The 21,485-nt window shown below is 48.6% G+C and carries 12 protein-coding genes; 7 read left to right on the forward strand and 5 right to left on the reverse strand.

Translation table 11 applies throughout. The features are described from left to right. Positions 1–190: 190 nt before the first annotated feature. From WJM45_RS02710 to WJM45_RS02720, 3 genes are all read right to left on the reverse strand, one after another. Positions 191–931, reverse strand: coding sequence for an ATP-binding cassette domain-containing protein (locus WJM45_RS02710; RefSeq protein WP_341327464.1), 741 nt, complete (start codon positions 929–931; stop codon positions 191–193). After that, positions 928–1,689 (reverse strand): ABC transporter permease, encoded by a 762-nt coding sequence (locus WJM45_RS02715; protein WP_341327465.1) that lies wholly within the window; start codon positions 1,687–1,689, stop codon positions 928–930. The genes WJM45_RS02710 and WJM45_RS02715 overlap by 4 nt, the downstream gene beginning before the upstream one ends. A gap of 111 nt (positions 1,690–1,800) precedes the next feature. Further along, on the reverse strand, positions 1,801–2,775 hold the full coding sequence (locus WJM45_RS02720; protein ID WP_341327466.1) for an ABC transporter substrate-binding protein: 975 nt from the start codon (positions 2,773–2,775) through the stop codon (positions 1,801–1,803). 425 nt (positions 2,776–3,200) lie between these two features. Here WJM45_RS02720 and moaA point away from each other — a divergent pair, with 425 nt between their 5' ends. Together moaA and WJM45_RS02730 are read left to right on the forward strand one after the other, a co-directional pair. Beyond that, the gene (moaA, locus tag WJM45_RS02725) at positions 3,201–4,208 is read left to right on the forward strand and encodes a GTP 3',8-cyclase MoaA (RefSeq protein WP_341327467.1); all 1,008 of its coding nucleotides are present in this window, start codon (positions 3,201–3,203) and stop codon (positions 4,206–4,208) included. 239 nt (positions 4,209–4,447) lie between these two features. Beyond that, the gene (locus WJM45_RS02730; protein WP_341327468.1) at positions 4,448–5,725 is read left to right on the forward strand and encodes a DEAD/DEAH box helicase; all 1,278 of its coding nucleotides are present in this window, start codon (positions 4,448–4,450) and stop codon (positions 5,723–5,725) included. Between the two features lie 19 nt (positions 5,726–5,744). Here WJM45_RS02730 and WJM45_RS02735 read toward each other — a convergent pair whose 3' ends face one another. Then, a complete protein-coding gene (locus tag WJM45_RS02735) occupies positions 5,745–6,872 on the reverse strand; it encodes a sodium ion-translocating decarboxylase subunit beta (protein ID WP_341327469.1) in 1,128 nt (375 codons plus the stop codon). A 650-nt stretch (positions 6,873–7,522) separates the two neighbouring features. After that, positions 7,523–9,307 (reverse strand): sodium-extruding oxaloacetate decarboxylase subunit alpha, encoded by a 1,785-nt coding sequence (oadA, locus tag WJM45_RS02740; RefSeq protein WP_341327470.1) that lies wholly within the window; start codon positions 9,305–9,307, stop codon positions 7,523–7,525. Between the two features lie 723 nt (positions 9,308–10,030). Here oadA and WJM45_RS02745 point away from each other — a divergent pair. The 5 genes from WJM45_RS02745 (at position 10,031) to WJM45_RS02765 (ending at position 21,332) form a co-directional block, all read left to right on the forward strand. After that, the gene (locus WJM45_RS02745; RefSeq protein ID WP_341327471.1) at positions 10,031–11,233 is read left to right on the forward strand and encodes a porin; all 1,203 of its coding nucleotides are present in this window, start codon (positions 10,031–10,033) and stop codon (positions 11,231–11,233) included. A gap of 244 nt (positions 11,234–11,477) precedes the next feature. After that, on the forward strand, positions 11,478–13,766 hold the full coding sequence (locus WJM45_RS02750) for a TonB-dependent receptor (RefSeq protein ID WP_341327472.1): 2,289 nt from the start codon (positions 11,478–11,480) through the stop codon (positions 13,764–13,766). 916 nt (positions 13,767–14,682) lie between these two features. Then, the gene (locus tag WJM45_RS02755; protein WP_341327473.1) at positions 14,683–16,413 is read left to right on the forward strand and encodes an oxygenase MpaB family protein; all 1,731 of its coding nucleotides are present in this window, start codon (positions 14,683–14,685) and stop codon (positions 16,411–16,413) included. A gap of 764 nt (positions 16,414–17,177) precedes the next feature. Next, entirely contained in the window at positions 17,178–18,410 is a 1,233-nt protein-coding gene (locus WJM45_RS02760) for an LLM class flavin-dependent oxidoreductase (protein WP_341327474.1), read from the forward strand. A 303-nt stretch (positions 18,411–18,713) separates the two neighbouring features. Beyond that, positions 18,714–21,332: a TonB-dependent receptor gene (locus WJM45_RS02765; RefSeq protein WP_341327475.1), complete on the forward strand. Its 2,619-nt coding sequence runs from the start codon at positions 18,714–18,716 to the stop codon at positions 21,330–21,332. Positions 21,333–21,485 lie beyond the last annotated feature (153 nt).

Raw genomic sequence — 21,485 nt, forward strand, 5'->3', positions numbered from 1 at the left:
CCGCCATTATCTTGGATAGCGGGGCATAAAGGGCTACAAGTATCGGGTATTTTTCCCGGTCCTGCAACCGTGCAGCAATTCCCAGTTTGAGCATTCTCACTGGATTAGGGTGTGGGGTATCCCTGTTTGATCCCCAAATTGGGAATTGCTGGCAACCGGAGAGGACGTTTAAAACGACTGCCGGTTAAGCTCATAACAGCGCTCTGATTTCAGGATGATCCTTAAGCAATTTTTGTCTGAACGCCTCAATAGCCGTCTCGTCGTCGCGTATGTCTCTCGGAATGTCCACGCGGATTTCGCTGAGCGACTGCATCGGCGGCGGCGATAGAAATATCAGTCGGTCGGCTAACGCGATCGCTTCGCGCAAATCGTGCGTGACGAACAAGACCGTATGCGGGCGCTGTTGCCAGAGTCCTATCAACAATTCCCTGACCTGACGCGCGGTTGGTGCATCAAGCGATACGAAAGGCTCGTCCATCAATAGCACGTCGGGGTCGACCGCAAAGGCCCTGATAATCGAGACGCGCCGGCTCATGCCTAAAGAGAGTCGCTCAGGGTAGACATGCTGGGCCTGCGTCAATTGCATCGTTTCGAGTAATGCGTCGACCGTTTTCGGATCGTAATCGCTGGACAAGGTCAGCGTGATATTTTCTCTTACCGTTCGCCAGGGCAGCAGACGAGGGTTTTGGAACACGTAACCGATTTTCGGCGCTTTATGCTGTTGCTCCACGCTAATTTCGCCGCTGTAATCCCGATCGAGTCCGGCGATGATGTTTAGCAGCGTAGTTTTGCCGCAGCCGGACGGCCCGACCAGACAAATGAATTCGTTACTCGGCAAGGATAGTTTTAAATCTGCAATCGCTCGGTGTAGACCGGCTTGTCCGGCTGCGGGATAACTTTTGTTGATAATGTCGACAGTAATTGCGGTCATCGGCGCCACCTTCCGGCTTTTCGGTCGAGCGGTTTCAGAATGAGCAGCTCGATCATTTGAATCACTGCAACGAACGCGATTGTATAGGCCAAAATCCCTGCGACGTCGAATAATTGAAAAAACAGGTGAAGTTGGTAGCCCATGCCGTTACTGCGGCCGAGCAGTTCGACGACGAGGATGATTTTCCAGATTAGTGCCAGACCGGAACGCGTCGCGCCCATTACAAACGGATGCAGCTGCGGCCAGATGACATGACGCAACGTCTTGAGCTTGCTGAAACGATAGCAGCGGGCCATTTCCAGTAAATCCTTGTCAAGCGCTCGAGTGCCCTCGCGAATCGTGACGACGACATTCGGTAATTTGTTGATCACGACCGCAAGAATCGCGGCCGACTCGACCAGTCCGAACCAAACGTAGCAGAGAATGATCGTCACCAATGCCGGAATATTCAAAAAAATTACCAGCCAGTTGTCGAAGAAAACATCCAGTTTTTGGTTTCTGCCCAGTAAGATGCCTATTGCGCAACCGAGCAACATAGCGACCATAAAACTCGATATTAGTCTGAGCAGTGTCATGCCCAGATGATATGGCAGTTGGCCGGATAAGGTTTCTTGCCAGAATACCTCGGCCACCGTTGCCGGCGTCGGTAGGCTATTGTCGCTGAGATAAAGAGCAAGGCCCTGCCATAGTCCTATAAAGAGCAGAATCGACAACAGATTGAGTGTTCTGGAATGGCTTAAGAATTTAGTTATGGTCATGTTTGGATTGAGTACAGCAGCATTTCGTTGATTATGCTGCTATTGACGAAAGAGCTTCCTTTTATTAGTTCGAGTTTTTTGGTATTCCTTCAACTCATTGACATCCTGGTATTATTCTTGGTCGGCGACCCAAAAGGTGCCCGGCTGCAGGTTGTCTTCTTTTCCGGTCAGTTTGTTGCGGCTCACCGTTTTCAAAATACGGTAGATGCGGTTAGCCGCATTTTTTTCATGGCTCCCCCATCGTTTTACGGTGCCTTCGCAGTAACGCTTACGTAGTACGCTTTGAGTGTGCGTATCATCGGTTTGCGTTAACGGTAAGATTTTTTGCCAGGCTTTATCCGATTCGCATAGCAATGCGCGGGCTTGTCGGGTGGCTTGCAAAAAACCGGTCAGTGCTTGTTTATGTCGCTCGGCCCAGCTTTGTTTGAAGACATAGCCAAGAGTCGGAACCTCCTCTTCTATACCTAGTGTTTTGATCAACGCTTGACCATTGATAATTTGGCGATATCCTTGGGCTTCAAGTTTGGCGGCAAAATGCCAATATGTCATGACGGCATCAAGGCGGTTGCTGAGCATTTGCTGATTGAGTAAAGGTGGAGCGCCGTAGACCTTTTCGATAGATGAAGCGATTTCGCTATTGCCTTGTTTTTGGAAAACGGCTTGCATCAGCAACCCGTTTTTGTCGAGTTCTCCGCCGGCGATGCCTAAGCGCTTATCTTTAAGGTCGTTTAGCGTTTTGATGGGGCTGTTTTCGGTAACGACGAGCCCGCCCGAGACATTTGAGTAAGGATAAAATGAATAATCGGCGCCCATCGAGCGCAATTTCGATACCCATATCCAGTCGGAGACGATGATATCGACCGCGCCTGATTGAAGTGCGATTTTGCCGGCTTCAGGGTTGGCCAGTGGATGAATGGCCAATTTAAATTTGCCGGATTCGTCGAGTTTAGCGCTTTGTAAGGTTTGGACTTCCCAAGCTGCCGTGCCGAACTCCAAAATGCCCAGGCGGATGGTAACGGGTTCTGTGGCGAAGCTGTTAAGCGAAAACAACAAGCCAAGCCATAAAAAGTGTAATTGTTTTTTCATTGGAGTCATCCTTTCTATTCGATAGTCAATAACCGAAACATTTTAACTCGTTTTGGTTCTGAAATGGGGCGGCTATGCTTCGCGCGGTTATGTTTGCGCTCTGCATGGCTCTGTTGTTCGACGCTTATAGGGAAGTAAGGAATATGCACAAAATAACTTCTACAAGTAGTAGGCTTTGCGGAGGTTCGGTGACTCGCTTGACAGGACGCCGTGAATACGTCCATGTAGGCTTGACGACGGCTATCCCTGCCGCCGACACCTGTCAATCGAGCCACCGAATCCCCTTCCAACAGTTGTCTAGGTTATTTCATGCTCGTTCCTAAGCGGTAGACTGCGTCTGGAACCGGCAGTCGAGAGCAAAGCACTAAAACAGACTGTGAGCCGTATTGTGATAATATTGCCACATTAGTCAATCGATATTACTTATGAGTTCATTATCCAACACGACGCAATTGATCGACCGCTTCGGCAGAATTGTCGATTATGTAAGAATTTCAATTACCGACCGCTGCGATTTTCGGTGTCAATATTGTATGGCCGAAGACATGGTGTTTTTGCCGCGTGCGCAAATTTTAACGCTCGAAGAAATCTATACGATAGCCCGGGCATTTACTGAATTGGGCGTCAAAAAAATCCGTGTGACCGGGGGCGAGCCGTTGGTGCGCAAAGGCGCATTGCAATTACTCGAAAATCTGGGTCGTTTGTCGGGACTGAATGAGCTGGTACTGACCACCAACGGTTCTCAATTGGCGGCGATGGCGCAAGCGATTAAATCGGTCGGCGTAAAGAGGCTCAATATCAGTTTGGATACGCTCGATGCAAAAAAATTTAAGGCTATTACCCGAACCGGCGACTTGCATCAGGTGTTGCGAGGTATCGAGGCGGCGAGAATAGCGCGGTTCAATCGCATCAAAATCAATGCGGTCGTTTTGAAAAATCGTAATCATGAAGAAACGACCGATTTGGTTCAGTTTGCGATCGACCGTGACTTGGATATCAGTTTCATCGAAGAAATGCCGCTCGGCGTCATCGGCAGTCACGATCGCGCCGAAGCTTATTATTCCAGCGATGACATTAAAGCCGATTTGGAACGGCATTTTAATTTGATTGCGAGTACCGAAAAAACCGGCGGACCTTCGAAATATTTCCAGGTTGCAGGAACTTCGACCAAGGTCGGGTTTATCTCGCCGCATAGCCACAATTTTTGTAGCACCTGCAACCGTGTTCGATTGACCGTTGAGGGTCGATTGCTTTTGTGTCTCGGCAACGAGCACTCGGTCGATCTAAAAAAAGTCATTCGAGCGAATCCGGGGAACCTCGATGCGCTTAAAAATGCGATCGTCGAGGCGATGAAAATCAAACCGGAAAAGCATGAATTCAATCTCAACGAGCAACCGGTTATTTTCAGGCATATGAATGTGACGGGGGGGTGAAAGGTGAAAGATGAAAGGTGAAAGGTGGGGGCTTATGTTCTCGCTCAATGTATCTTTAGCGACCAACAATGAGCGTCGTATCGTTTAGTTAGATTTTGGAGTAAAACGAAGGTAATCCATCAAGAGCAATAATTAAGCCTTATAGATAACAAGCATTTTCTTTATCCCATCAGTCGGAATCTTGTATTTCGCATTCTATTTTTATCAACCCGCAACTATATTCTCCCCATCTGAAAATTATGACATTCGAATCTCTTGGGCTTATTGCCCAACTCCAAACAGCCGTTGCGGAACAAGGTTATGAAACGCCTACACCGATACAGCAAAAAGCCATTCCGCTTATTCTTGACGGACGCGATGTCATGGCAGGCGCGCAAACCGGAACCGGAAAAACGGCCGGTTTCGCGTTACCGATCCTGCAGCGGTTGAGCGAGACGATTAACAAAAAACCTCGGCCTGTTCGTGCATTGGTATTAGTGCCGACTCGCGAACTGGCAGTACAAGTGCATCAAAGTTTCAAAGATTACGGCAAGCATGTCGCGTTGTTTAGCGAGGTGGTTTTCGGCGGCGTGAGCATGAACGGTCAAGCTCAACAATTGAGGCGCGGTTGCGATATTATTGTCGCGACTCCGGGGCGATTGTTAGATCATGCTCGTCAAGGCAATGTCGATTTGGGGCGAGTCGAAATATTGGTTCTTGATGAAGCCGACCGAATGTTGGATATGGGGTTCAAGCGTGAGGTCGATGCAATACTGGCATTGCTGCCTAATCAGCGCCAAAATTTGTTATTTTCGGCGACGTTTTCTAATGAGATAAAAGCTCTGGCAGGGCGGTTACTGCATGATCCGGTCGCAATTGAAGCACCGCGGCAAACGATCGATGCCGATACCGTCGAACAACGTATTTATCCGATTAAGCGCGAATACAAGCGGGAATTATTATCTTACCTGATCGGCAGCGGTAATTGGCGACAAGTCTTGGTGTTTGTTAGAACCCGGCATGGAGCAGACCGTTTGGCCGAACAATTAATCAAGGATGGTATTCGGACTGGGGTATTGCACGGTGATAAATCTCAAGGCGCGAGGATGCGTGCTTTGGCGGGATTCAAAGCCGGGAAGATAGCGGTTTTAGTCGCGACCGATATTGCCGCGCGTGGTCTCGATATCGATCAATTGCCGCACGTAGTTAATTTCGATTTGCCATCCGTGGCCGAGGATTATGTGCATCGTATTGGCAGAACCGGTCGCGCAGGATGGGTCGGCGAGGCTATTTCGCTGGTTTGTCCGGAGGAAGCGCCGATGCTCTTGGCGATTGAGAAATTATTAAAACGGTCGATACCGCGCGTTGCCGATACCGGTTACGAAGCCGTTTCATTAGAGGTTCGGTCGGGGGCGGAAAAAAAGGCTAAAAAACGCACTACGCGTAGCGTGCCGCCGGTTAAGAAAAGAGTACATAGAGCGGCTTCCGTTACTAAAAAACGAGGAAACCGGCAAGGCAAGCGCCTGGGGGCGACTTGAATCTACATCATGCCCATTTCTAATCAACCAAGCTCAACAAAATCCCGGCCGCGACGGCGGAGCCGATCACCCCGGCAACGTTCGGTCCCATTGCATGCATCAGTAGGAAGTTATGAGGGTTGCTTTCAAGACCTAGCTTATTGGCTACCCTGGCCGCCATTGGGACTGCCGAAACACCGGCCGCGCCTATGAGCGGGTTGACCGGTGTTTTGCTGAATTTATTCATGATTTTTGCCATGATGACTCCGGCGGCGGTGCCGATGCAAAAAGCGATCGCGCCCAAGCCTAAAATACCGAGTGTTTCGAATTTCAGAAATGCTTCGGCGCTCAACTTAGAGCCGACCGAAAGGCCTAAGAAAATCGTGACGATGTTGATTAATTCGTTTTGCGCGGTCTTGCTCAGACGGTCGACCGCCCCGCAAGTATTCATTAGGTTGCCTAAACAAAACATGCCTACCAAGGGGGCGGCGGAAGGCAAAAGCAAGGCGGTTAACAGCAATAGCAGTAGTGGGAACAAGATTTTTTCGGATTTGCTGACGGCTCTGAGCTGCTCCATTTCTATCATGCGCTCTTTTTCCGTAGTCAATGCACGCATGATCGGCGGCTGAATGAGCGGCACCAGCGCCATATAGGAATAAGCGGCAACTGCGATCGCTCCGAGCAAGTCGGGGGCTAGTTTCGAAGCAACATAGATAGCCGTAGGCCCGTCGGCGCCGCCGATAATGGCAATCGCTGCGGCATCCTTAAGCGAAAACTCGAGGCCGGGAACCATGTTTAAGGCCAATGCGCCTAATAATGTTGAAAAAATACCGAATTGAGCCGCAGCGCCTAATAATAAGGTCTTCGGGTTGGCCAGCATCGGTCCGAAGTCGGTCATCGCGCCGACCCCCATGAATATTAATAATGGAAATATACCGGTTTTAATACCGAAATATAAATAGTATAAGAGACCGCCTTCTTCGGCCATGTCTGCAATCGGTATGTTGCTGAGTATTGCGCCGAAACCGATCGGTAGAAGTAATAGAGGCTCAAAGCCTTTCTTGATGGCCAAAAACAGAAGTAAAAAACCTACCATCATCATAAAAGCCTGGCCGGTTTCGATGTTGTAGATCCCGGTGCTTTGCCAGAGCAAGTTTAATTTTTCCATAAATGATCTCGATTAAAGTTGATTTTTATTCTGAATAATTGTTGAGTGCATCGCGCATTAGCAGTAATTATTTTTCATACTCCATCGTTCCCACCGCTCCAGCGTGGGAATGCATACCGATCTTGCCTCGGCTGACAAAATGTGGGTTCCCTCGGAGGACCGTGGGAACCAGAAAAAAATTACTGTTTTGCAATCTTAGTCAATGAGGCCTCGATGCCATTTTTTGTCGCCTAACGTTCCCGACTTTCACTCACCTAACGCTAGGTGAGGGAAAGCCACTGATGTTCAATATCCGCAGATTTATCAAACAGCACCGTTTCCAGTTATACGATGACCTCTGTTTAGCAAGTTTACCGATACTTGTGTATAACGGCGAGCGCAGAGCGTGGGAACGATAATTGTCGGGGGGACTGAATAGTTACCATTACCAGAGACAAAGCCTGGAATTAGGAAACGCTAATGGACTGAATTCATTAACCTGAGGCTTTTTATTATAAATTGAAGAGTGCTTCTATTTATCCTCATCCGGCGCGTCTTGATCCTTATTTATTTAAAGTAGGTGTTGGATTTAGGGAAAGTGCCGGCGCGATGTTAAGGCTAGGACCGTTCATGCTTTGGTAGTGCTAAGCACGAACGGTGTTTTATCTCACTTACAAGGTAATCAGTGCGTCGCCGACCGTTACCGAAGAGCCTTCCTTTATATGGACGATAGATACCGTGCCGCTGGTTTTTGAGCGAACTTCGGTTTCCATTTTCATCGCCTCCATGATCACGACCACGTCGCCGGCTTTTACCGGGCTGCCTATTCCGACATTGATCTTCAAGATATTACCCGCCATTGGCGCTTGAACGACCGCGCCTCCGGAACTGATTGGCTGAGCAGTTTCCGATGGCGCCGTTGCCGACTTAATGTCGAATGTTGTTCCGCCCGGCGCAACCGAGACATTAAAGATTTTGCCGTCAACGTTGACGCTGTAGGTTTCGGCTTGACCGGCGGTTTTTTGCGGTGCGGTCGGAACAGGGACTGCGGGTTCGTTCGAAGGCGGGGCCTCGAAGGCTTCGGTCTGGCCGCGATGGCTAATGAATTTCCAGCCGATTTGGGCGAATAAGCCATAAATCAGTACGTCTTCCTCGAGACTGTCGGCTAATGTTACGCCTTCTTCCTTGGCTTTGGCGCGGACTTCCTCGATTAATTTGTCCATTTCGGGTTCCAGCAAATCGGCTGGACGGCAGGTGATCGGTTTGGCGCCGTTAAGCACCTTGGCTTGAAGTTCGGCATTGACCGGAGCCGGCGTGGCGCCGTATTCGCCTTTCAATACACCGGCGGATTCCTTGGTGACGGTTTTATAGCGTTCGCCGGTCAATACATTGATGACCGCTTGTGTGCCTACGATTTGCGATGTTGGCGTCACAAGCGGAATGAAGCCTAGGTCTTCTCGGACTCGCGGTATTTCTTCCAGCACCTCATCGAAGCGGTCGGCGGCATTTTGCTCCTTCAATTGGCTTTCCATGTTGGTCAGCATTCCGCCGGGTACTTGGCTGGTCAGAATGCGGCTGTCGACGCCTTTTAAATTGCCTTCGAAACGCGCGTATTTTTTACGGATGTCGCGGAAGTAGGCGGCAATGTCTTCCAGTTTTTTGATGTTGAGCCCGGTATCTCGTGGTTGGCCGGCAAATGCGGCAACCATGGTTTCGGTGGGGCTGTGTCCGTAAGTCATGCTAAGCGAGGATATTGCTGTATCGATATTGTCAATACCGGCTTCGGCGGCTTTGATCAGTGTTCCGACGCTCAGTCCGGTTGTGGCGTGGCAATGTAAATGCACCGGAATCGATAAGCTTTGTTTGAGGCGGTCGACTAACTCATAAGCGGCATAGGGTGTTAATAAGCCGGCCATATCCTTGATGCAAAGCGAATGCGCGCCCATGTCTTCAATCTGCTTGCCTTGATTAACCCACATGTCGAGCGTATGTACGGGGCTGACTGTGTACGAGATCGTGCCTTGGGCATGTTTGTCCGTTGCCAGAACCGCTTTTACCGCGCGTTCGATATTGCGCATATCGTTCATTGCGTCAAAAATTCGAAACACATCGATGCCGTTGACTGCACAGCGCTCGACGAATTTATCGACGACATCGTCGGCGTAATGCCGATAACCGAGTATGTTTTGGCCGCGAAACAACATTTGTTGCGGGGTGTTGGGCATTGCCGCTTTCAATTGACGAAGGCGTTCCCATGGATCCTCGCCTAGATAACGGATGCAGGCGTCAAAAGTGGCGCCGCCCCAGGTTTCCAATGACCAATAGCCGACTTTATCAAGTTTTTCACAGATCGGCAGCATGTCTTCGATGCGAAGCCGTGTCGCCAGAATCGACTGGTGCGCGTCGCGTAATACGACTTCCGTGATTCCTAAAGGTTTGGTATTGGCTGCTGTCATAGCTTGGGTTCTCCGTGGACCTTATGGGAGGTCAAATCATTAAAAGTTGATGCGGCTTTAAGCTTTTAACCAGGGCGTTTAATTAGCTCCGGTTACGATTAAAAGGGCGCTTGGCTACGAGTATGGCTAGTATCCGGAATCCTAGGGCATATGCAAATGGGCTCAAATTAAAGTCGTTTAACTTGCCATTATATTGAAAAAACAAGGTAACATCATCTTGAATTGCTTTACGAGAAATAAGCGGGCCTTGGTTATGAGAATATTCGAGGCTTCGGTGTTGCGGTTTTATGTCGTTTTCGCATTGGTTTTATAGCATAGGTTTATTTCATTATTATAGGGTTGAGACATGGTTGTGATGCTTGAGAGAAGTATCTCAAAGGTGCAAGGTCTTATCGCGCAATCATTGGCGCACCTAAATTGTGCTTTTGTTGATTAATGCGCCCTATAAAAGGGCGGTTGCATTCATGCCGCTAGAGGTTTTATTTTATTATGCGTTGTTTGTTAAGTGTATTTTAATATTGGCATATTGTCTGCTTTATAAAAAACGGGTTGTATCTTTAATGCTACATTTTGCGTAAAACGCAACAAAGGCTACGCTTAAAATCATGGCGAATCATTGAGGTCAGAAGCTTTAGTTAACAAACAAGATTAATCTAAGGTAGTCGAATTACTGATTCACAAGAATATTTTCCGATAGCTACTCTACTTAAATAGGCGACACTTATGTACATAAATAAAAAGCAACATGGTTGGCGATTGACTCTTGTAAGCGCGATACTGATGTCTTCGGCAGTGCAGGCTGATGATGAAGGTCTAATTGAGAGTTTAACGGGTTCCGATATCAATAAAACCGCGCCGATGCGCGATCTCGGAATCGAGTTTGGCGGTTGGGTTTCCGCCGGTATAGCCGGCAACCCGGATGATCCGCGAGACAAAACGAATGGGCCGGTAACATTCAATAACCGTTCGAACGAATTCCATATGCATCAATTATATGGCTATATAGAAAAAGCGGTCGATACCGAGAGCAATAAGTGGGATTTGGGTTTTCGTGCCGATGTTGTTTATGGTGTGGATGCGGGTTTTACTACGCAAGGTAACTTCGACGATAATCTCGTCGTCGACTCTTCATCGCGATTCTATAAGCTGGCATTTCCGCAAGTCTATGCCGAATTGTTCGCGCCGATCGGAAACGGTTTGACGACTAAAGTCGGTCATTTTTATACCATTATCGGCAATGAAGTGGTTACCGCACCGGATAATTTTTTCTTTTCACATGCTTATACTATGCAGTATGGCGAACCGTTTACGCATACCGGTGTATTAATGTCCTATCCTTTGACAAGTAACATCGAGTTGACGGGTGGTGTGGTTTCAGGTTGGGACTCGTTCTTTCAACAGCCGGCTAATTTTCTCGGTGGCGTGAGTTATACGACCGATGACGAAAAAACCTCGTTGGCAGTCTCTTTCATTACAGGTGATACTATCGTGGCCGATAGGGGCGATACCGTAGACGGTTCTAAAATCGAGCGTCACCGATCGATGTATAGTGTTGTTTTATCACATGATTTTCTCGATAATTTGCACTATACCTTGCAGCACGATTTTGGTGTGCAAGACAATGTTTATCAATTGGGTGGCGATTCCAAATGGTATGGCCTCAACCAATATTTAACTTATGATGTTAACGATGAATTGGCTACCGGTCTTCGTTTTGAATGGTTCCGCGATCAAGACGGTACTCAAGTTACCGGGGATGCCAACCATTTCTTCGCGATTACGGCCGGTGTAAATTATTCTCCGCTATCCTGGCTGATGTTAAGACCTGAAATCAGATACGATTGGGTAACCGGTGCGAACGCTTACGATGCTGGTGCTTCGGATGATCAGGTTCTTATTTCTGCCGACGCAATCATACGTTTCTAATTACACACAAATTTGAAGTTGAAGATTACGGCGCCTTTAAGGCGCCGTTTTTGTTTGGAGAGGGCTGTATTAAATTGTAATTTTCAGGAGATTTAAAAAAGGGAGCAGCCTTTAAATCTCTATACGAATGATATTGATTATTAATAACGCTTGCTGTATTGTATGCGTTTACTTTTTTTGATCCACAAAAAACCATTCCGGTTTGCGTCCGGTTGTAAAACAATCAATATCATTTGGGGGAGTTATGTTTCATTCGAAACGGGTGATCGGGCCGCTATCGCTGGCCTGTCTTTTAGTCGGTGTATCGACGGCGGCACAGGCTGTCGACAAAGATGCGCCGCCGACCATACTCGATACGGTCAAGATCATCGGCGACCCGAGTAAGGCTCGGGATATGCCAGCTTCGGCGCAATATCTCGATACCGGCGATATTCGCGATCAGACGTATAGCGATATCAACCGTATTTTGCGTAAAGTACCCGGAGTCAATATTCGCGAGGAAGATGGTTTCGGTCTGTTTCCGAATATCAGTTTCCGCGGCGTCGATACGACGCGTAGCGCCAAGATTACTGTAATGGAAGACGGCGTTTTGACAGCTCCTGCGCCTTATTCGTCTCCTGCCGCTTATTTTAATCCTGCCGGCGGCCGTATGAGCGGCGTCGAGGTCATGAAAGGCGGTAGTCAGGTCAAATACGGTCCGCATATCACCGGCGGCGTGTTGAACTATTTGTCGACGCCGATTCCGGAGGACGGCAAGGCATATCTGAAGACCATTTACGGCAGTTACGATGAAGTCCGTTCTCATGGTTATGTTGGTAAGACGCACGACACCGAATTCGGCCGCTTCGGTTATCTGGTCGAAGGTTTTTACCGGCGTTCCGACGGTTTCAAAACGATCGATTCGACCGCAGGTTATGAAGGCAGCGACAGAACTGGTTTTTCACAGGTCGAGCCGATGGTGCGCTTAATGTGGGAGCCGAATACCGAAATGTACCAAAGACTCGAGGTCAAATTCGGCTATTCGAACATGGATGCCGATGAGACTTATCTCGGATTGAGTGATGCCGATTTTAGACGCGATCCCTACCGCCGTTATGCCGCGTCTCGTTTCGACAATATCGAAACCGAGCATTTCAGAGGCTTCGCACGTTATTTCATTTCGCCGACCGAAGATCTGGATATCGTTACGACGGCTTATTACAGCGAGTTCGCTAGGAATTGGAGCAAGCTACAGGATATTCGCGGCGGGACGCCGGGGAATATGGGCTTGGCTTCCGCGTTGGCGGGTGCGAACGGCGGCCTGGGTTTGGAGTGTCTGAAGGGCCGTCTGGACTGTGGGTTGCGGGTCAGAGACAATAACCGTGAATATTATCTGGGCGGTGTCGAGTCGGTCGCGAACTACCGTTTCGATTTAGGCGCTACGCATCACGAACTGAGTGGCGGTTTCCGCTATCATGAGGACGGCGAAAAACGTTTCCAACATCAGATTACCTATAACCAGGACGTAAACGGTGCGATAACCGGCAATAACTTTGGTGCGCCTGACACATTGCCGGGAGGGCAGGATAACAGAAGGCAAGATACGCGTGCCTATGCATTTTTCCTTAAGGACCGGATCGAATTCGGTAATTGGGGGTTCACACCGGGTATTCGTTACGAACATCTGAATCAGGTAAATAAAGACTATGATCGGCCAGTCAGAGATGGTGTTAATCAAAACGGCTCAAGCTCGTTGGATATGTATGCCGGCGGTGCAAGCTTGGATTACAAATTTAATGAGGATCTAATGGTCTTCGGCAGCGTGCATAAGGGCTTTTCTCCGCCGGGAGCTAAGGATGCTGTCGTCGATGGCATGACCGAGGAATCCAGTAATGCTTATGAGTTGGGTGCGCGTTATTCTCGTGGCGCATTTTCAGCCGAAGTCATCGGATTCTATACGCAATTTGAAAATTTGTTGGTTATCGATAGCATCGGTGGCACAGGTAGCGATAATAACCAGAATTTCGGCGAAGTCGATTCGCGCGGTGTTGAGGTGGCTCTGAATTTCGATGCGGGCCAGGCTTTCGGCTGGGGTTTCCGTAATCCTTACTTCGTTTCCTTTACCTACACCGATACCGTCCAATTAAGCGATGCAGCTTCAGAAGATGCAGAGTCGATCTTCAGTTTTGGTAAAAAAGGCAATCGAGTGCCATATATCCCCGAGTATGCGGTTAGTTTCGGCAGCGGTATTCATTTCGAAAACTGGGGGGTCGACGTGACCGGCAACTATGTCGGTGAAACTTATACCAGCGCGAGCAATACCTCTCTGCAAATAGACGGCAACGGCAATCCCGATTCGCGTTTCGGTAAAACAGACGACTATGTCATCGTCGATGTTTCGGCCTATTACCAGGTGACAAAAGGTATCAAATTACTCGGCGGCGTACAAAATGCCAATGATGAAGAATATATTGTATCGAGACAGCCTTATGGCCCTCGTCCCGGAATGCCGATTTTCGCCTACGGCGGCTTCGAGCTAGACTTCGATATTTAACCTAGAAAAAGCATTTCACCATGAAGATCATGAAGAATAGGAAGTTAACTCAATAACTTGTCATTCGTTTATGAACAACTTTCGGTCACCCGAAAGGTTAGCTGCAATGTTTAGGTAATCTATTGAAATACTTCATGAGCTTCATGAACTTCATGTGCTTCATGGTTGAACTGCCGAATGTAGGATAAATGGTATCGAGGCCGCAAAAACTAAAATATGCGGTTACCCAAGCTCCAGCTTGGGTAACCTGTTCAGGAAGCTCTAGCTTCCCGAAAATCAAGAAAGATTGAACGAGCGAGTCGGGGTTGATTGAGAGTCTGCGGAGGTTGTGTCGGTCTCAGGAAGCTCTTGCCCTGAGCATGTCGAAGGGGGAGCTTCCGGGGTGTCTTTACCAAGCTGGAGCTTGGGAAAGATCGACATTGGTGGGATGCCATGGTACGCGCAGCGTACCCTACTGGCTGGTCGTCCCTCACCTAGCGTTAGGTTAGGTGAGGGAAGGTCGAGACGGTTGGATAACAATAAACCTAGAAAAAGCATTTCACCATGAAGATCATGAAGAATAGAAAGTTAATTCAATAACTTATTACGCGTATGAATCAAGCTTTCGCTCACCAAAAAGGTTAGCGAGAAGATTTAGGTAATTTCTTGAAATCCTTCATGAACTTCATGTGCTTCATGGTTTAACTGCCGAATTTAAGTTTATTTCTTCATCGCGCTATCGTTTCATTAAAAAGCCTTTCGCCAAATCCCCTATGGGTTAAGTCCAGTTCTCGCTAGGTACATTCCATACCTTTTTTCGTAGACGGTTTTTCGATCAAAAAGAAGTAAGCTGCGAGAATATATTCAAACGGGTAATTTCTGTCCTATTATTAACAAAAACAATAAATTCGATATTTACGGGGGGGAAATGATGCTTATGCAGAAATGGCAGTCGATCGATTTGAATGCCTATCGTCAAATCGGCGATCCGGAGATTGATCGTTTGGTCGCCGAAGTGTTGCAGGACCAGCAGGGCGAACCGTCCGGTCGGTTCAATTATAACGCGCTGTTGTTGCTTGCCGACAAATTGATAGAGGCGCCGGAATTGGCGGTTATCAATGATTCGAGGTTGAGCCGCCAGTTGAAATCGATGCCGGAACTATTGATCGAGTACTATGATCCGATGGAGGCGCCTGATTGGGTCGACGCGGCTAAACTGGCTCTGGGCACCAAACTATGGCAGGAAAATACGTTAATCACGCTTATTACATTGTATGCCGCCAGTTTGCCGGCGTGTTATTTGATGAAAAACGGTATCCCCGCGCTCTATCAAACCGAAAAGTTGCGCGAGAAAAAATACATATTTCAACGCATCTATGAAACGGGGTTGATGCTGGCCGCGACGATGGATCAGGGCGGTATCAAAATTGTCGAGGATGCCGAATTCGAGGACGACCGATTGCTCCTTGAGGTATTACAAAAACTGGATAAAGAAGGACGGTGGCAGCGACAGGGGCGCGGCTGTTGTCGGATGGCCGGAAATCCGGATATTCAGCTCGATCCCGCTTTAATTCGGGCGGAAATCGAAACATTACGAGGTAAACCTAAGCGTTATTTATGGGGTAAAGGCTATATTGCCGCTAAAAAAGTCCGGTTTTTACATGCATCGATGCGTTTCATGCTGACTCAGCCAGGAAACTGCCGTCCTTGGGGCAATAAAGAGAATCCCCAGTCGCTGGCTGAAACCATGAGCCACAGAAAGTCGCCATGGGACACCGAGCGTTTCGGCGTTCCGGTCAATCAAGAGGATTTAGCCTACACCTTGCTGACTTTCGGATTGGTCATCCCGAGGGGGCTTGAAACCTGGGGGTTGCCGCTTAGCCTTGAGCAAAAAGAGGCCTTTCTGCATTTATGGCGTTTGATCGGCTATATCATGGGCGTCGATCAGACGTTATTGACCGATAATTGGGATGAGGCGCTGGCTCTTTACGAGGCGATACAGCAGAGGCAAGCAGGGCCCTCCGATGAGGGAGTCGTTCTGACTGAAGCGCTGATGGGGTTTCTTGGCGATTACATGCCTCATCTACCGGGATTAGCCCACCGGCTCTCGGCAGCGATGATCATTAATCAACTAGGGATGGAGCATGCATCCTTCATTTTAGATGAAACGCTAATTAAGGAAACCCGTAAGTTTTGGCGGTGGCCGATATATAAAGTCGCTGCAAAATCTTTTCGCGGCTATTTGATCATGCGCGAGAAGGTATTCAAACGATTCAAACATCTCGGCGGTTTGACCGCTAACCGTATTCATGAGGCTAGCGAGTTATTGATCGACAGTTGGCGGGACGGTTATAGTCGAAAGCCGTTTTTCGTGCCGGCCGATGCTTCGACATGGGTTCGCGCTTCGGGAATCGATGAAGACTTTTTAAGTTTATTACGGCAATGGAGACGTAAATTATTCGCGAATATCGGTATTGGTTTAATGTTCTTGATCATTGCAGTGTTTGGACTGACGGCTGCGGTGCCGATTGGTTTGATTTCAGGATGGACGGCGTTTAAAGCGACCTTGATCGGTGCGTTATCGTCATGGAGTATTTCGCTAGCCTGGATGCAGTTCAGACTGCCGGTCGTATTCAAGATGAGGCCCGGCAGAGAGGATTGTTTTTAAGATTTAATCATAATGAATTCCCTAATTTAATGAAGGGTTCGGTTGCTCGATTGACAGAAATCCGTGAATACGTCTCTGCGGGCTCTTTATGCCTGCATCTAGGCTGGCAAAGCTTTTATTTTGACCTTTCCCTGCGCCTCCCTAGGTACTCTCGAAACGCGATATGTGAAAATTATCTTTGGTAATCAAAATATGGCATTTGGCACAAAATTGGGGCATATAACATGTGGCTAAAGCGGCGATATTAGATGGCATAAAGCCAAAACGCGCTGTTATTGCTAAGGAATATACACAAAATAACCTCTGTAAGCATTAAGCTTTGTAGCGATTCGATGACGCGCTTGACAGGACGCCGCTAACCCAGCACCTGTCAATCGAGTCATCGCCCCCCCTTCCAACATTTGTCGGCGTTATACCTTTCGCATTTCAAATTTCGGCAGTGCCGGAGGAGGCCTCGGGGTGCCCGGTAAAGGCTTTGCCAGCATGGAGCTGGCATAGAGCCTACATGGACGTATTTACGGCGTCCTTTGACGGGCACCCCGAGGCCGAATTTTCATCTGCGATGAGTATATTTCATGCTGACTCCTAACTTCCTTGAAGATGTCATCAACTGGTAAAAAAATACTGGCATTATCCTTGCTTTCTCTACTGGATGGTAACTATTGTCGTCGATTGCTATCGGTGATTTGCGAAGAACCGGTTTAAATTCTAATGAAAGGGTTAGGGGAAGTGATAAAGATGAGGCTTGGGCATTCATGAGGCAAATGAAACTGGGCGTTTTTTTACCGACGAGCAATAGTCATTTGTCGAATAGGCGGCGACAACAGGGGCGAGGTGTCTCCGGTTGGGATCTTTCCGATTGTCAGCGTGTTGCGATAAAGGCCGAGCAGGCTAAATTTGATGCAGTCTTTATGAGTTCCGATGCGTCATTGTTCTGTCATTCTCAAGATGATGAATCGGTAAAGTTATTGATTGCGTTGACGCGTGTTACCGATCGGATCGGTTTAGTGGCGCCGGCATGCTGCGACTACTCCGATCCTTATGGTCTGGCAGGTTCTTTTTCCGCCCTAGCTCATATCAGTCGAGGGCGGGCCGGTTGGAATCCCGGAACGGAAAATAATAATGATCGAAATATTCTTACGGAGCGAACTCGCGATTATATCGACTTAGTAACTTCTTTGTGGGCAATGTGGGAAGTTGAAGATGGGAGTAATGATCTACCTGGGATCGTCGATAAAAGCAACAAGTCGGATGCGGCTGACATGGAACGAACCGCTTATGATCACCCGGTACTGGTTCAAAATATCTTATCCGATAGGGATATTGAATTGGCGGCGAGGAGTGCTGAAGTGGTTTTGGTTCGACAGAAGAATGAACAACAGGCAAGGCTGTTTTATTCCGAGCTAAAAGAAAAAGCGTTCAATTTCGGTAAGTGTCCTTCTCAGCTAAAAATTATGTCGTGCGTGGTACCTGTTGTTGCAGAGACAACCGAGGCGGCTCATGAAAAATATCATTTACTCAAGAAATCGCTAAACGCTGTGAAAAGATTAGAGTTGTTTAATTTTGATTTCGACAATGAAAGTACTACAGAGTCTAGTCTGCAACAAGCATTACCGGAATGGTTCGATCATAACTGTTTCAAGAATGCCTCGATAGAATCGATAAGCGGGCTGATGGACGTCGAGTCTGTGTCATTGCTAAGGCTTAATGACAGCGGACATCGAGCCGTTATCGGCACACCAAAGCAAGTTGCCGATCAGCTGGAGGAGTGGTTTATAGGCGAAGCCGCTGACGGGTTTGCTATCATGCCGCCATATTTCCCCGGAGGATTTGACGATTTTGTAGATCTAGTCGTTCCGGAATTGAAATTTAGAAACTTATTCCGTGCCGAATATGAGGGAGTGACGCTACGCGATCATTTAGGTTTGATGCGACCGGTCAATGAGTTAGCAAAACGAATGATTCAATTTTCGTTATCTTACTCCTTTTCATACTGAAAAAATCGTTAGGCTTTGTCGATGGTGCCGTATTTATCAGTCGAGGACCGTCGATCGCCTGTTGCCGAAATTTGACTAGCAAGGGATAAACCTAGAAAAAGCATTTCACCATGAAGATCATGAAGAATAGGAAGTTAATTCAATAGCTTATTACGCGTTTGTATAGAACTTTCGCTCACCAAAAAGGTTAGCGAGAAGGATTTGGTAAGTTCTTGGAATCCTTCTGAACTTCATGTGCTTCATGGTTAAACTGCCGAATTCAGGATAAAGCTTTCGAAAAGGGTTTAATAACCGAGGTATAGAATGAATTATTTTTCTAAAAAGTCCGTTTGGGCCATGTGGTCGTTATGTTGGTCGTTGATATTATTTCCGCTGTGTGCCCAAGCGCATACCGAGGACATCGACAGCAGCGGTTGGCTTAGTGGTTTCAGTCATCCGCTCGAGGGTTGGGATCATCTATTGACGATGCTGGCTGTCGGCATTTGGGCTGCGCAGCTCAAAAGACACTCTGTATGGCAATTGCCGTTGGCCTTTGTCGGTGTGATGTGTCTTGGCGGTCTAATCGGCGTTGCTGGGCTGCCGGTTTGGGGTGTCGAGCCGATGATTCTTTTGTCGGTTGGGGTGTTCGGGGTGTTGGCCTTGCGCAGAATTCGAGTGTCGGCGCTTGCGAGCCTTTCGGTCGTGATGTTTTTTGCTTTTTTTCACGGCTACGCTCACGGACAGGAAATGCCTGCTTCTGCCGGTTTGTTGTCGTTTGCTTTGGGATTCGTAACCGCGACACTATTATTGCACGGTACCGGCATCATAATGGTGCGCTTGGCAGTTTTGGCGTTCGCCACAGTGTTCGGAACTTCGGTTCATGCACAGACGGTTGAGGATGATGGCGATAGCGGTTCGGATATCGAATCCGAAACGATGCGTTTGGAGTTACTTCCCAAGATGGTTGTGACCGAGCGAGGTGATTCTTTGGTCGGCATCGCCGACAGCGCATCGCAAGGCAACGTAGGGCAAGAGCAGCTGCAGTTCAGGCCTATCATTCGGCCCGGCGAGATACTCGAAACGGTGCCCGGCCTGATCGCATCGCAGCATAGCGGCGAAGGAAAATCGAATCAGTTTTTTTTAAGAGGCTTCAATCTCGATCACGGCACCGATTTTTTAACTAAGATTGACGACGTGCCGGTGAATTTAGTTTCGCACGCACACGGTCAGGGATGGACCGATACCAACTTTCTGATTCCCGAATTGATAGCAACGATCCATTATCAAAAAGGCAATTACTACGCCGAAAACGGTGACTTTTCCAGTGCCGGCGCCGCTGATATACGATATGCCAATACCTTGCCCGGACATATCGCTCGATTTACCGGCGGTAATTTCGATTATTACCGGGGGCTGTCGGCCGGTTCGCACAGGCTCGGTGACGGCAATTTGCTTTATGGCGGCGAAATCGTTCATAACGGGGGACCCTGGACGGTTAGCAACGATTATTTGAAATTCAACGGCGTGCTTCGCTACAGCGAGGATTACGAAAGCTCGGGCTGGAGTGTAACCGCGATGGCCTATAAAGCCGACTGGAACGCGACCGACCAAATCCCCCTGCGCGCGGTCGACTCCGGAACGATCGGGCGTTTCGGCACGCTCGATCCGACCGACGGTGGGAGCAGTCGGCGTTACAGCATCACCGGCGAATGGCATCGTCAAGACGACGTGTCGGCATCCAAGCTGACGGTCTACGGGATTTATCATGAACTCGACCTGTACTCGAACTTTACCTATTTTCTTGAAGATCCGGACCGTGGCGATCAATTCGCTCAGCCTGATCGGCGCTGGACATCCGGTCTGAACGCAAGCCACACCTTTTTTCATAAAATCGGGTCGTTCGACTCCGACAGCACCATCGGTTTGCAGGTGCGGAACGACTCGATCCGTAACGGTTTGCTGTTGACCGAGGCGCGGCAGAGTTGGGATACCGTTCGTAGCGACGATGTGCGCGTGACCAACGTCAGCCCGTATTTCGAAAATAAGACCCGTTGGACGTCCTGGCTTAGAACTCAAGTGGGCGTTCGGTTCGACGGCTTTCAATTCGACGTTTCCGACAGTAACCGGTCCGAAAACAACGGTACGCGCACCGACGGCATTGTTAGTCCGAAAGCCGGTATCGTATTCGGGCCGTGGGCCGATACCGAGTTTTACCTGAACGGCGGTCTCGGTTTTCATAGTAACGATGCGCGCGGAGTCAATCAGCGCGTCGATCCTGTGAGCGGCGATACCACCGACGAAGACGGTAATCCGGTGAGCCGCGCGGTGCCCTTGGTTCGTACTTACGGGGCCGAAGGCGGGCTGCGCACGACCTGGTTTAAAGGATTGCAAAGCACGCTGTCGGTTTGGTGGCTCGATATCGATTCCGAATTGTTATTCGTCGGCGATGCGGGAACGACTGAAGCCAGCCGTCCTAGTCGTCGTTTCGGCGTCGAATGGGCGAATTATTATTCGCCGACCGATTGGCTGACCTTCGATGCCGATTTCAGTTTTTCGAAAGCGCGTTTTCGAGGTAACGATCCGGCCGGCGATCGTATTCCCGGTGCGATTGAAAGCGTGATCGCAACCGGTGCGACGGTTCATGATATTTATGGCGGTTTCTTCGGGGGGCCAAGGTTGCGTTATTTCGGGCCGAGACCGTTGATTGAAGACAACAGTGTTCGTTCGGATTCGACGATTTTGTTATCGGCGATGCTTGGGTATCGTTTCGACAAGACTTGGACCTTGCAGGCCGAAGTATTCAATATCCTAAACCGCAAAGACAGCGCAATCGACTATTACTATGAGTCGCAATTGCGAGGTGAGGCTGATCCTGTCGAGGACATTCACTTTCATCCCGTCGAGCCGGTCAGTTTCAGAATGAGCGTAACCGCGAATTTTTGACTCGGATTTTAACGCGCTAAATAAGGCTTTCGTGAAAAATAACTTCCTGGAGCCATGAGGTCTTGTAGCGGGTTCGGTAACTCGCTTGACAGGACGCCCCGAGGCCGAATTTTCATCTGCGATGAGTATAGACGAGCACAGTCACATAGAATT

It is taken from the genome of Methylotuvimicrobium sp. KM2 (genome assembly GCF_038051925.1).
Lineage (GTDB): Bacteria > Pseudomonadota > Gammaproteobacteria > Methylococcales > Methylomonadaceae > Methylotuvimicrobium.

Bases quoted from the DNA above. Each gene is read 5' to 3' on its own strand.
- WJM45_RS02710 (WP_341327464.1), bottom strand. From the start codon at position 931: ATGACCGCAATTACTGTCGACATTATCAACAAAAGTTATCCCGCAGCC.
- WJM45_RS02765 (WP_341327475.1), top strand. From the start codon at position 18,714: ATGAATTATTTTTCTAAAAAGTCCGTTTGGGCCATGTGGTCGTTATGT.
- WJM45_RS02730 (WP_341327468.1), top strand. From the start codon at position 4,448: ATGACATTCGAATCTCTTGGGCTTATTGCCCAACTCCAAACAGCCGTT.
- WJM45_RS02755 (WP_341327473.1), top strand. From the start codon at position 14,683: ATGCAGAAATGGCAGTCGATCGATTTGAATGCCTATCGTCAAATCGGC.
- WJM45_RS02715 (WP_341327465.1), bottom strand. From the start codon at position 1,689: ATGACCATAACTAAATTCTTAAGCCATTCCAGAACACTCAATCTGTTG.
- WJM45_RS02750 (WP_341327472.1), top strand. From the start codon at position 11,478: ATGTTTCATTCGAAACGGGTGATCGGGCCGCTATCGCTGGCCTGTCTT.
- oadA (WP_341327470.1), bottom strand. From the start codon at position 9,307: ATGACAGCAGCCAATACCAAACCTTTAGGAATCACGGAAGTCGTATTA.
- WJM45_RS02745 (WP_341327471.1), top strand. From the start codon at position 10,031: ATGTACATAAATAAAAAGCAACATGGTTGGCGATTGACTCTTGTAAGC.
- WJM45_RS02720 (WP_341327466.1), bottom strand. From the start codon at position 2,775: ATGAAAAAACAATTACACTTTTTATGGCTTGGCTTGTTGTTTTCGCTT.
- WJM45_RS02760 (WP_341327474.1), top strand. From the start codon at position 17,178: ATGAAACTGGGCGTTTTTTTACCGACGAGCAATAGTCATTTGTCGAAT.
- moaA (WP_341327467.1), top strand. From the start codon at position 3,201: ATGAGTTCATTATCCAACACGACGCAATTGATCGACCGCTTCGGCAGA.
- WJM45_RS02735 (WP_341327469.1), bottom strand. From the start codon at position 6,872: ATGGAAAAATTAAACTTGCTCTGGCAAAGCACCGGGATCTACAACATC.